A 12007-nucleotide genomic window follows, 5' to 3' on the forward strand; every position below is an offset into this window, starting at 1 on the left:
CGCGCCTGCCAACCGCCCTCGCACCAGACTTACATACCCGGCAGCTTGAACCCCGGCGGCAGGCCCATGCCGGACTGCATGCGGGCCATTTCCTGACCGGCCACTTCATCGGCCTTAGCGCGCGCGTCGTTGAAGGCAGCGGCGATCAGGTCTTCGAGAATGCCCTTTTCGGACGGCTGCATCAGGCTGTCGTCGATGGCGACGCCGATGATCCGGCCCTTGGCCGAGCAGCGGATCTTCACCAGCCCGCCGCCGGCCGCGCCTTCAACCTCGATCCCGTCCAGCTTGGACTGGCTTTCGGTCATCTGCTTCTGGATGGTCTCGGCGGCAGCCTGGGCGGCCTTGATCATCTCTTCCATCGACTTCACGCTCTGTTTCTCCACTTGTTGCCACCGCCGCGCGCATCGCGGTCTTCGGCGGTATCCTGAACTTGCACCGCATCCGGGAACGCGGCGAGCGTCGCCTGCACCAGCGGCAGGTTCATCATCGCCGCGCGGGCCGCGTTCTTTTCGGCCTCGGCAGCCTCGCGCAGCGTCGGCTGCGCCTCTCCCTCGCCGCGCGTCAGCTGCCAGCGCTCACCCGTGGCGCGCAGCAGCGCATCGCGAATTTCGGGCGCGGGATCGGCCGGATAGCCCGGCGCGACCGAGAAAATCAGCTCACCCGGCTTCAGCGCGATCACGCGGATCCAGTCGCGCATGACCTGCGCCACCCGCAGTTGCCCGGATTGGTCGACCCGGTCGGCCAGCACCGACCAGTCCTGCATCATCCGGTCCGGCCCGCCCGCAGCGGCGGGCGCAGCCGCAACCGGCGCCGCGCCTTCACCACCGCCGCCCGGCGCGCCAGTCGAAACCGCCACCACCCCGCGCGCGGCCATGTCGTCCAGCTTGCGCATCAGCGTACCGGGATCGGGCATGTCGGCAGCGTGCATCACCCGCAGCAAGGCCATCCGCGCCGCCACCAGCGGGTCGGGCGCGGACTTCACCTCGTCATGGCCTTTGAGCAGCAATTGCCACAGCCGGTGCAGCTGCCCGGCGGACAGACCGCCCGCCCATTCCTCGATCGCGGCGCGTTCCTCGGCGGAAATCGCGGCCTCGTCGCTCTTGCCCAGCTGGGCCACGGTGATCCGGTGGGTCAGTTCCAGCGCGCCGCGCAGCAGCGCCATCGGATCGACGCCCAGCGCGTATTGCTGGTCCAGCAGGTCCAGCAGCCCGCCCCCGTCACCCGCCAGCAGCGCCGCGAAAATCCGCCGCTGGGCGGACTTGTCGGCCAGCCCCAGCATGTCGCGCACCTGATCCGCGCTGACTTTGCCGTCTCCGCCAAGGTCGGCATGGGCAATCGCCTGATCGAGGATCGAGAGGCCATCGCGCACCGATCCCTCGGCCGCGGCGGCGATCATGCTCAGCGCCTCCGGCTCTGCCGTCACGCCTTCCTTCACGCAGATGCCGGCGAAGTGTTCGGCCAGCAGGGCGGCGGGAATGCGCTTCAGGTCGAACCGCTGGCACCGGCTGAGCACGGTGACCGGCAGCTTGTCCACCTCGGTCGTGGCGAACAGGAACTTCACGTGCGCGGGCGGTTCCTCCAGCGTCTTGAGCAGCGCGTTGAACGCGTTGCGCGACAGCATGTGGACTTCGTCGATGATGTAGATCTTGTAGCGCGCGGATACGGCGGCGTAGCGCACCGCCTCGATGATCTCGCGCACGTCGTCGACGCCGGTGTGGCTGGCGGCGTCCATCTCGATCACGTCGATGTGCCGCCCCTCGGCAATCGCCACGCAGGGTTCGCACTGGCCGCACGGGTCGATGGTCGGCCCGCCCTGCCCGTCCGGTCCGACGCAGTTCAGCGCCTTGGCGATCAGGCGCGCGGTGGAGGTCTTGCCCACCCCGCGAATGCCGGTCATCAGGAAGGCATGAGCCAGCCGGTCGCGCCGGATCGCATTGGCCAGCGTCTGGACCATCGCGTCCTGCCCGATCAGCTCGGCAAAAGTCTGCGAACGATACTTGCGCGCCAGCACGCGATAGGGCTGCGCTGCCGCTGCAGCCGCCACCGGCGCGGGAGCCGGGGCGGGAGTGGCTACCGGCGGCGGCGACAGATCGCCGAACATGGCCGACTGGCCAGCCGCCTCCAGCTCTGCCGCAGTGGGCGAATCGTCATCGCGGTCGGGCTCGTCGCCAAAAATGTCGGGTGAATCGTCCATTGCTGCCTAGGTAGGCGCTGGCGCGAAAATTGTCAGGAAAAAAGGAGCCGGGCGACCCGCCGCAATCCGTTGTGGCTGCTTCCTTCCGGACCTGACCAAGTTGGCGGACGCAAACGTCCGCCCGGACTCCCGCCGCGCATATGGCGGCGCTGTCGCGTTTGCGCAAGCCCATGTGTGCGATTCGGGTTACGCAGCTGCCATGCCGCAGCTCCGGCAGCGGCGAACAGACCCTCTCCCTCCCCTGGGTAAAGGGTCGGAACGGGCGGGCCGGTTGCTTTACAGCGCGACCCAGGCAACCGGCCCGCCCGTTCCAGTTCTCCGCTCCAGCGGATTATCTGACAACAGAGATCGCCCCGTCACCCTGGCGAGTGCGGTGACAGCAGGCAGGATTGCAATGAAAGCGCGGCGGTGCGCGCCGTCAGCTTAGCGGAAGTTGTCCGCGTAAGCCTGCAACTTCAGGCGGCGCGGCGGCGTGGCATGCACTTCGGCCGCGATGCCGTGCTTGTCGGCATAGGCCTGCGCTTCGGCCTGGGTGTTGAACTTCAGCACGACCTGCACTTGCGTGTCACCCGAGCCGGTCCAGCCCATCAGCGGATCGGGCCGCCGCGCTTCGGCCGGCGCGAATTCAAGGATCCACTGGCCAAGCAGGGCCTTGCCAGACTGCATGGCGTTCTTCGGGCGCTGATAGATACGTGCGGACATGGGCAGCAGCCCTGCGTCGAATCGCGGCTGGAATCAAGTCCGGTTGTATCAGCCCGCGCGGCGATTGAGCGTTTTTACAGCCGCAGCCGCGTCAGCGGCTCTGCGGCCTGGCAAGGAACGCATTCTTGGTTTTCAGGCTGGCCACCTCGTCCCACGGCGCATCGGGCCAGCGGTGCTTGGGATAGCGGCCCTTCATGTCCTTCACCACGTCGCGCCACGATCCGCGCCAGAACGCGGGCAGATCGCGCGTGGTCTGGACCGGCTTGCCGCCCGGATCGGTCAGCTTGAGCAACAGGGGCTGCGGCGGCTGGCCGAACGTGGGGTGCCGATCCAGCCCGAACAGGGCCTGCACGCGCAGTTCCACGCTGGGGCCGCCCGGATCGTCATAGTCGATCGCATGGGTCGTGCCCGCCGCGCTGGTGAACTGCGCCGGGGCGAGCTTTTCAAGCGCCTGCTGCCCCGCATAATCCAGCCGCGCGCGCAGGGCCTCGTGCACTTTGCCGGAATCGAGCTGATCCAGCCGCCGCGTCAGCAGCGGTCCCAGCCAGTCGTCAAGCTCGGCCAGCAAGGCTTCCTCGCCAAGCGCCGCGACACCGGCAAAACGGGCGCGGCGCAGCAGGTTCTCGCTGGCGCGGGACAGCGGGACCAGTCCCAGCCCATCAGCCCGGATCCGGTCCACCAGGAACGCGCGGATCGCTTGCGCATCGGGCGCGGGATCGGGGCCGCGCGTCAGCGTGACCGCGCCCAGCCGTGCTTCCAGCAGCGCTTCGACCCGCCTGTCATCCGCCACCCAGCGCAGCGCGGTGCGGCGTTCGATCCGGTGGGCCAGCCAGCGCGTGACTTCCGCCTCGTCCAGAGCAATCGCCCCGGTGATGCGCGCGCCGGTGGCCGCCCCTTGCGCATCGCCGACCGCCAGCCATTCGGCGCGGGCCAGCGGGGAAGCGGGATCGAGCCGCAGCCCCCTGCCCCCCGCCGTCAGCCACTCCTCGCCAGAGGGAGAGCGGCGGCGGGCGATATTGTCGGGGAAGCCTTCGGCAAGCAGGATGCCAGGCGGCGGCACATCGGCACTTGTCCGCTCCACCAGTCCCTTGGCCTGCCGTGCCCAGCGCTCGGCCAGCTGGCGCGATGCCTCGGCGCGCGCCGAGCGGTCCGCGTTCCAGCGGTCCAGCCGCGCGGCCAGATCTTCCCCCCGCCCGCCAAGGCCCCGCTCCTGGAGCAGCAGCGCCAGCCGCGCGCCCTCTACCGCCGCGCCATGCTGCGCAGCATAGAGCAGCATATGTGCCTCGCGCGGGGCCATCGGCAGCGCCGCCATCTTGCGCCCGTGCGGCGTGATCCGCCCCGCCGCATCGAGCGCGCCGAGCGATTGCAGCACGCCCCGCGCCGCAGCCAGTGCAGCGGCGGGTGGCGGATCGATCCATGCCATCGCCGCCGGATCGCCCGCGCTCCACTGCGCCAGCCCCAGCAGCAACGGGGCGAGATCGGATGTCAGCATTTCCGGCGGATCGAACGGCGCGCGGCCCGGATGCGCGGCCTCTTCCCACAGGCGGTACGCCACACCCGGCCCCTGCCGCGCGGCGCGACCCGCGCGCTGCGCGGCGGCCGCCTGACTGGCGCGGTGCGTGACCAGCCGGGTGACGCCCGCCGCCTTGTCATACTCCGCCCGGCGCGAGAGGCCTGCATCGACCACCACCGAAACCCCGTCCAGCGTCAGCGAGGTTTCGGCGATGGCAGTGGCCAGCACGATCCGCCGCCGCCCCTGCGGATCGCGCCGGATCGCCGCGCGCTGCGCTGCCGGTTCGCACTGCCCGTGCAGCGGCAGCACCAGCGCGGCGGGCAGCTTGTCCGCCAGCCGCTCGCGCACCCGCTCGATCTCGCCCACGCCGGGCAGGAAGGCCAGGATGTCACCCGTCTCTTCGCGCCAGGCGGTCAGGATCGCGCTGGTCATTGCCTCTTCAATTCTGAGGTCCGGCCGCGCGCCCAGCCAGCGGATGGTCAGCGGATGGACCTTGCCCTCGCTCTCCACCACCGGTGCATCGCCGAGCAGGCCGGCGAAGCGCGCACCGTCGATCGTGGCGGACATCACAACCAGCCGCAATTCGGGGCGCAGCAACTGCTGGCTCTCAATCGCCAGTGCGAGGCCAAGGTCGGAATCGAGGTGCCGCTCGTGCGCTTCGTCAAACAACACCGCCGACACGCCCGAGAGCTCCGGGTCGTTCAGAATGGTGGAGACAAAGATCGCCTCGGTCATCACCAGCACACGGGTGCGCGCGCTGCGCTTGCTGTCCAGGCGAGTGAGATAGCCGACCGTCTCACCCGGTGCCTCGCCCAGCAATTCGGCCATCCGCTCCGCCGCCGCACGGGCGGCGACCCGGCGCGGCGACAGCAGGAAGACGCTGCCACTGCACCACGGCTGGTCCAGCAGGGCCGTGGCCACCGAAGTCGTCTTGCCCGCCCCCGGCGGCGCGATCAGCACCGCGCTCGTCCCGCCACGCAGCGCGGCGAGCAGATCGGGCAGGACGGTATGGATCGGCAGGTCGGTCACAGCGGGGGCCTTAGCCGATCCTCCCCGCTCCGGGGAGGGACTTATCCCATCGGATACATGATCTCGCGGCTGACCTTGTCGATGGCTTTCATCACATCGCTCGGCAGCACCAGATCGGCGGCGGCGAAGATGTCGGGCAGATGCTCTTCCTTGCTGACCCCGACGATGGTGGAGGCCACGAAATCGTGCTGCTTCGACCATGCCACCGCCATGGTCGCCACGCTCATCCCCGCTTCGGCAGCGATGGCCATGAACCGTTCGGTCGAGGCGACGGACTTTTCGTTGACGAACCGCCGCCCCATCGCCGCCTGCCGCCCTTCCATTTCCAGATAGCGGGTAAAGCGCGCACCGGCAGGACGCGCACCCCCGGAATACTTGCCCGTCAGCACGCCCCCGCCAATCGGCGAATAGGGAATCAGGCTGACCCCTTCCTTGCGGCAGACCTGGGCGAGTTCGTCCTCGAACCGGCGGTTGTTCAGGCTGAAGTTGTTCTGGATCGTCTGGTAGCGCACGGTGCCAAGCCGCTGCGATGCTTCGATGGATTTCATCAGGCCCCAACTGGTTTCGTTGGAACAGCCGGTGATCCGCACCTTGCCCGCGCGGACCAGTTCACCCAGCACTTCCATCGTTTCGTCATAGGGCGTGTCGTGATCGGGCCAGTGGGTCTGGTAGAGGTCGATATAGTCCGTCCCCAGCTTCTTCAGGCTGTCTTCCACCGCGACCATGATATTGTGCCGGTCCAGCGCGGTCATGCCATTGCGCTTGGGGCTGCGGAACCAGACGTGGCTGGGACCGGACACCTTGGTAGCCAGGATGATCGCATCGCGCGGCTTGGTTTTCAGCCACTTGCCGACGATTTCCTCGGTCCGGCCCACCCATTTGGGATCCGGCGGCACGGGATAGCCCTCCGCCGTGTCGTAGAAGTTGATGCCCTGGTCATAGCACTGGTCGAGGATGCGCAGCGATGTCGCCTCGTCCACCTGGCTGCCGAACGTCATCGTCCCCATGCAGATGTCGGATACGACAAGGGCGGATGTGCCGAGGCGACGATGCTGCATTATGCCAATTCTCCCGTTACGCTGTGTTTGCAGCAGCGTGACGGGTCAGCAGGGCCGGGTCAATACGGCCTGATCAGAACCGGCGGTAAACCGCGAACTCCGCCGCTTCCGCCATGGCCGAGCGGGCCGCGCCAGCCGGGAAGCCGGCAATCGCGTCAATCGCGCGCTGGGCGAAGTGGCGGGCGCGTTCGCGGGTAGCGTTGACGGTATCATGGCGGCCGATCAGTTCCACCGCATGGGCAAGGTCCGCATCGGACGTGCGGTGCCCGCCAATCGCGGCGCGCCAGAATTCACGCTCTTCCTCGGTCCCGCGGGCATAGGCCAGGATCACCGGCAGGGTCATCTTGCCTTCGCGGAAGTCGTCGCCCTTGCCCTTGCCCATTTCGCCGCTGTCGGAATCGTAATCCATCGCGTCGTCGACCAGCTGGAAGGCGATGCCCAGGTTGCGGCCATAATCTTCCAGTGCGCGCTCCTCCGCCTCGCTCTTTTCGGCGACGACGGCGGCAATCCGGGTGGCAGCGGCGAACAGCGCGGCGGTCTTGGCGCCGATGATCGAGAGATAGCGCTCTTCGCTCGTCTCGATCTGGCGCTGCGCGGTCAGCTGATCGACTTCGCCTTCGGAGATGACCGAGCTGGCGTTGGACAGGATCTTCAGCACTTTCAGGCTGCCGTCCTCGACCATCAGTTCAAAGCTGCGAGTAAACAGGAAATCGCCGACCAGCACGGTCGCCGGGTTGCCGAACACCATGTTGGCGGTCGCCTTGCCCCGGCGCAGTTCGCTGCCATCGACCACGTCATCATGCAGCAGGGTGGCGGTGTGGATGAATTCGACCGCTGCAGCCAGCTTGTAGTGGCGTGACCCCTGATAGCCGCACAGCGCCGCCCCGGCGAGCGTCAGCATCGGGCGCATCCGCTTGCCGCCACCCGCGATCAGGTGCCCGGCCAGCGCGGGGATCAGCGGAATGCGGCTTTGCATCCGGTCGAGAATCACGGAATTGACGGCGTTCATGCCGTCGGCGGTCAGCGCCAGCATCGGCTGCAGGGAAGGCTCTTCCGCGCGCGGGCGCAGGGGGATCACGTTGGCGCTCATCGGCTTCGGCCCTTGCCCCCCGGCGCGACCGAACGCAAGTGCATTCAGGGCCATGGAACTGTCCAAAATGACATGCTAACGGCGCAAATATGTCCGAACCGCAACCCGATCCCGTCCTCGCCGGTTTCCGCTCCAGCATCGACAACATTGATGCCGCGCTGATCCACATTCTGGCGGAGCGTTTCCGCATCACCAAGGCGGTCGGCGCCTACAAGGCCGAGCGGCAGTTGCCCGCATCCGATCCGGGCCGCGAGGAACGCCAGATTGCGCGCCTGCGCAAGCTGGCCGAGGATGCCCAGCTCGACCCGGAATTTTCCGAAAAGTTCCTGCGCTTCATCATTCAGGAAGTGATCCGCCACCACGAACAGGCGGCAGGGAAGTAAGCCCGCTCAGGGGGCGTAATCGCGCACCCAGCGGCTGGTGATGATGGCAAAACCGTCCCCGCCCGCAATCGCCTCGCTGCCCGCAGCGGCGCGGCGCAAGGCGGCAACGTCTTTCGCGGTGCAGCCCTCGCCCTTGATGGCCAGCCCCTTGAACGGCTTGTCGGTCACGAACCGGCTGCGCCCGGGTTTGTTCGCCTTGCGCGCCGGTTTCGGGCCGCACAGCACCGGCCAGCGGCGCAGGGCGGTGATGCGGCCTGCATCGTCCAGCGCGACCGGCTGGACTGCGGTATAGATGTAGAACGGCTTGCCTTCGTCCACGCCGTCAACCGGTGGACCGCTGGCGAGCACCGGGCCTTTCGATGCGATCTGGTCAATCTGCGGCCTGCCGTCGGCCAGCACGTGGGCAATCCTGTCCCAGCGCGCCGGATCCAGCCGCTGCGCCGGCGGAAGCTCATCGTCATCAGAGGCCGGGCCAAGGTATTCGCCGCCGCGCGCCAGCACCGGGCGTGCGCAATCGGGCCAGTCCGGCAGGGCGGCAGCGGGATCGACCACGCAGTCTTCGGTATCGACCATCGCCCAGATGCCGTCCTTAAGCTGCGGACCGGAGGCAGCATTGAACCACGGCCGCTCTGACACGACCATGTTGCACCCGCTGAGCCCAAGCGCCGCAAGTCCGGCCAGTAACGTGCGTGTGGCTCCGCCCATCACCCCGCCCCTCGTGCCCGTGGCAGGCGCAGCTTCACTAGCAGGCCGCCAAGGTCCTCGCTCTCTTCCAGCGCGACCGAACCGCCATAAATCTCGGCCACGTCGCGCACGATCGCCAGGCCCAGCCCGGTCCCCGGCTTGCCGGTATCCAGCCGCGCGCCGCGATCGAAGATGCGTTCGCGTTCTGCCTCCGGGATGCCCATGCCGTCGTCCTCGACCCAGATTTCGCACAGCTCGCTGCCCGGCACGGCGTCCAGCGTCACGAACACGCTGCCCCCGCCATACTTGGCCGCGTTCTCGATCAGGTTGCCCAGGATTTCGTCAAGGTCCTGCCGCTCGATCGCCACTTGCGCGTCGCGGTTGCCGTCAAGGTCGAAGCGGGTGCGTTCATAGAGCCGCGTGACCGCGCGCAGCACCGCCTCCACGCTCTCGGCCACGCTGGCGCGCGCCTGCCCCACCGCGCGGCGGCCAACCGCGCGGGCGCGGGCGAGGTGGTGGTCGACCTGGCGGCGCATCACCGCCGCCTCGCGGATCACGGTATCGGGCAAGTCCGGCGCGCGGGCCGTCGCGGCGTTCATCACCACGGTCAGCGGCGTTTTCAGCGCGTGGGCCAGATTGCCCGCATGGGTCCGCGCCTCTTCCGCCTGCTTTTCCGAATGGGCCAGCAGGGCGTTCAGCTCTTGCACCAGCGGCTGCACTTCCAGCGGCAGCGGATCGGTCACGCGGTTGGCCCCGGTGGTGCGCATTCGCTGGATCGCCAGCCGCACCCCGCGCAGCGGGCCAAGGCCATACCAGGTCTGCAGGACCGCCATCAGGAACAGCCCCAGCCCCAGCACCAGAAAGCTCCACGCCAGGATCGAGCGGATCCGGCGGATCTGGCCATCCAGTTCGGTGCGGCTTTCCGCGACCGTGAACCACCATTTCGTGTCGCTGCCCGGCAGGATGATCGAGCGCTCCATCACCCGCAGCGGCTCGCCCGGAAACTGATCGCTGTCATAGATGTGGGGGGCGTTGTCGAAATGGTCGGCGTGGACTTTCAGGCTGCGGTCCCACAGCGAGCGCGAGGGAAAATCCTCATGCCCCTTGCCACTGATCTGCCAGTAGAGACCGCTGTTCGGCTCCAGAAAGCGCTGGTCGCCAAGCGGGCGGTTGAAGAACACTTCCCCGTCCGGGCCGATTTCAGCCGAACCGATCATCGCGGTCAGCATATAGCCCAGCTGGTTGTCGAAATTGCGCGTGACGAGATTGGTCAGCGTCCGGTCGAGCGCGATCCCGCCCAGCAGCAGCAGGATCGCGATCCAGCCCGCCGCGATCACCATCATGCGGCGCGACAACGAACCGATATGGGACCGGGCGTTCGGAGTGTCGGCCACGCCCCTTCCCCGGCTTACCCGCGCGATTGGGCGGGATCGTCCAGGCTATAGCCCAGCCCGCGGATCGTGGTGATCACGTCGGCGCCCAGCTTCTTGCGAATGCGGGTAACGAACACTTCGATCGTGTTCGAATCCCGGTCGAAATCCTGATCGTAGATGTGCTCGATCAGCTCGGTGCGGCTGACGACCTTGCCCTTGTGGTGGAGCAGATAGGACAGCAGCTTGTATTCCTGCGCGGTCAGCTTCACCGGCTCACCGTTCAGCGTGACGCGGCCCGAGCGCGTATCCAGCCGCACGTCGCCCGCAATCAGTTCGCTGCTGGTGTTGCCCGATGCGCGGCGGATCAGCGCGCGCAGGCGGGCAATCAGTTCCTCGGTCTGGAACGGCTTTGCCAGATAATCGTCCGCGCCAGCGTCTAGCCCGGCGACCTTGTCCGACCAGCTATCGCGGGCGGTCAGCACCAGCACCGGGAACTTGCGGCCTTCCTTCCGCCACATCCCCAGCACGGTCAGCCCGTCGATTTCCGGCAGGCCCAGGTCAAGGATCACGGCGTCGTAATCCTCGGTCGAGCCCATGAAGTGCCCGTCCTCGCCATCGACCGACAGGTCGACCGCATAGCCATTGGCTTCAAGCGTGGACTTCAGCTGCTTGCCGAGAGTCGGTTCGTCCTCGACGATCAGGATGCGCATTGGAAATTCCCCTGTGGAAGGCCGATCAAATGGAGCCTAACCCCCATGGCGTCAAGCAATCTGCCCTGCCGCCGCGTCTAGCGCGACTGGCGCAGAATGTCGCCCGAACGGGCATCGATATCGACGAAAATCACCCGGCCTTCGCGGATGAACTTCAGGCGATAGACCATTACCGTCGGGTCGTATTCCGGCCCCAGATATTGCGCGCCGCCCATCATTGGCAGCACTTTCTGTTCCAGCTGGCGCAGCGGCAGGACATTGCCGGCGCGCGCTTCGCGCCGAACCTGCTTCTGCTCACCCGCTGGCTGGGCCACCGCCGGAACAGCCGGCACGGCAAGGGCGAGGAGGATGAGGGCTGTCAGCTTTCGCATAATGCTCGGGTGATAGGCTGCCGGGATTGAACGCGGTGTGAATGACTTAGCCACGCCGGAGCAAGGCTATGTAGCGGTCGCGGATTTCGCCGGTGAGCGGCCCCGGCGTGCCGGAACCGATGGGCTTGCCGTCCACTTCGACTACCGGCAGCACCAGCGATCCGGCGGCGGAAACGAACGCCTCGCGCGCGGCGAACAACTCGTCCGGGGTAAAGGGGCGCTCCTCCACCGCCAGTCCCATCTCCCGCGCGATGGCCAGCGCGTTGATCCGGGTCACGCCCGGCAGCACGCCCGTGTCCACCGGGTGCGACACCAGCACACCGCGCGCATCGATGATGTGGGCGTTGGCGCTGGTCTGTTCGGTAATCACGCCATTTTCCACCAGCCACGCATCGTCCACCCCGGCTTCGCGCGCCACTTCCTTGGCCAGCACGGCATAGAGCAATTGCGTGGTCTTGGCCGAGCGGATCGCCCAGCGTCCTTCGGGGTGCAGGATAATCTTCAGGCCGGTCTTCGCCTTGGGAATATCGACCAGCGCCGCGTCCTGGGTGAAGGCGAACCGCGTGGCCGGGACATTCGGCACGGGCGAGAGGAAATCACGGTCCTCCGGCGCGCCGCCGGTGATCTGGAGATAGACCCGCCCCTCGGTCAGGTTGTTGCGGGCAATCAACTCGGCCAGCACGGCGGGCCAGTCGGTATCGTCGCTGATCCGTGCGGTCGCCTTCGACCGTTCCAGCCGCGCGGCGTGATAGGGCCAGTTGCAATAGTGCCCGTCCAGCACCGGGGACACTTCATAGACCCCTTGGGCGAACAGCAGTCCGCGATCGAAAATCGATACCTTTGCCTCGGTTTCGGGCAGGAATTCACCGTTTAGCCAGACTGTTCGCATCCCCCATCCCT

At 67.4% G+C, this 12007-nt stretch carries 12 protein-coding genes and 1 other RNA gene; 1 reads left to right on the top strand and 12 read right to left on the bottom strand.

Annotated features, from left to right (window positions below):
- Positions 1-29: 29 nt before the first annotated feature.
- The 7 genes from IE113_RS03270 to IE113_RS03300 all read right to left on the bottom strand — a co-directional run bounded on the left by IE113_RS03270 (position 30) and on the right by IE113_RS03300 (position 7586).
- A complete protein-coding gene (locus tag IE113_RS03270) occupies positions 30-368 on the bottom strand; it encodes a YbaB/EbfC family nucleoid-associated protein (protein WP_189539009.1) in 339 nt (112 codons plus the stop codon).
- The gene (locus IE113_RS03275) at positions 365-2194 is read right to left on the bottom strand and encodes a DNA polymerase III subunit gamma/tau (protein ID WP_189539010.1); all 1830 of its coding nucleotides are present in this window, start codon (positions 2192-2194) and stop codon (positions 365-367) included. The genes IE113_RS03270 and IE113_RS03275 overlap by 4 nt, the downstream gene beginning before the upstream one ends.
- A 37-nt stretch (positions 2195-2231) precedes the next feature.
- Positions 2232-2327: signal recognition particle sRNA small type (gene ffs / locus IE113_RS03280), an RNA gene on the bottom strand.
- Positions 2328-2617: 290 nt separating this feature from the next.
- Complete coding sequence (locus IE113_RS03285) at positions 2618-2896, bottom strand: ETC complex I subunit (RefSeq protein ID WP_189539011.1); 279 nt, start codon at positions 2894-2896, stop codon at positions 2618-2620.
- A gap of 91 nt (positions 2897-2987) precedes the next feature.
- On the bottom strand, positions 2988-5438 hold the full coding sequence (gene hrpB, locus IE113_RS03290; protein ID WP_189539012.1) for an ATP-dependent helicase HrpB: 2451 nt from the start codon (positions 5436-5438) through the stop codon (positions 2988-2990).
- Positions 5439-5479: 41 nt separating this feature from the next.
- Positions 5480-6496 (bottom strand): aldo/keto reductase, encoded by a 1017-nt coding sequence (locus tag IE113_RS03295; RefSeq protein ID WP_189539013.1) that lies wholly within the window; start codon positions 6494-6496, stop codon positions 5480-5482.
- Between the two features lie 73 nt (positions 6497-6569).
- Entirely contained in the window at positions 6570-7586 is a 1017-nt protein-coding gene (locus IE113_RS03300; RefSeq protein ID WP_189539014.1) for a polyprenyl synthetase family protein, read from the bottom strand.
- A gap of 89 nt (positions 7587-7675) precedes the next feature.
- Here IE113_RS03300 and IE113_RS03305 point away from each other — a divergent pair, with 89 nt between their 5' ends.
- Positions 7676-7969, top strand: a complete 294-nt coding sequence (locus IE113_RS03305; RefSeq protein ID WP_189539015.1) for a chorismate mutase — start codon at positions 7676-7678, stop codon at positions 7967-7969.
- 6 nt (positions 7970-7975) lie between these two features.
- Here the strand turns inward: IE113_RS03305 and IE113_RS03310 are convergent, their stop codons facing one another.
- The 5 genes from IE113_RS03310 to IE113_RS03330 form a co-directional block, all read right to left on the bottom strand.
- A complete protein-coding gene (locus IE113_RS03310) occupies positions 7976-8674 on the bottom strand; it encodes a hypothetical protein (protein WP_189539016.1) in 699 nt (232 codons plus the stop codon).
- A complete protein-coding gene (locus IE113_RS03315; protein ID WP_189539604.1) occupies positions 8674-9996 on the bottom strand; it encodes a sensor histidine kinase in 1323 nt (440 codons plus the stop codon). The genes IE113_RS03310 and IE113_RS03315 overlap by 1 nt, the downstream gene beginning before the upstream one ends.
- A gap of 65 nt (positions 9997-10061) precedes the next feature.
- The gene (locus tag IE113_RS03320; RefSeq protein WP_189539017.1) at positions 10062-10736 is read right to left on the bottom strand and encodes a response regulator transcription factor; all 675 of its coding nucleotides are present in this window, start codon (positions 10734-10736) and stop codon (positions 10062-10064) included.
- 77 nt (positions 10737-10813) lie between these two features.
- A complete protein-coding gene (locus IE113_RS03325) occupies positions 10814-11050 on the bottom strand; it encodes a PepSY domain-containing protein (protein WP_308430034.1) in 237 nt (78 codons plus the stop codon).
- A gap of 103 nt (positions 11051-11153) precedes the next feature.
- On the bottom strand, positions 11154-11996 hold the full coding sequence (locus tag IE113_RS03330; RefSeq protein WP_189539019.1) for an aminotransferase class IV: 843 nt from the start codon (positions 11994-11996) through the stop codon (positions 11154-11156).
- Positions 11997-12007: the final 11 nt, after the last annotated feature.

It is taken from the genome of Novosphingobium arvoryzae, from assembly GCF_014652615.1.
In the GTDB taxonomy this organism is placed as follows: Bacteria; Pseudomonadota; Alphaproteobacteria; order Sphingomonadales; family Sphingomonadaceae; genus Novosphingobium; species Novosphingobium arvoryzae.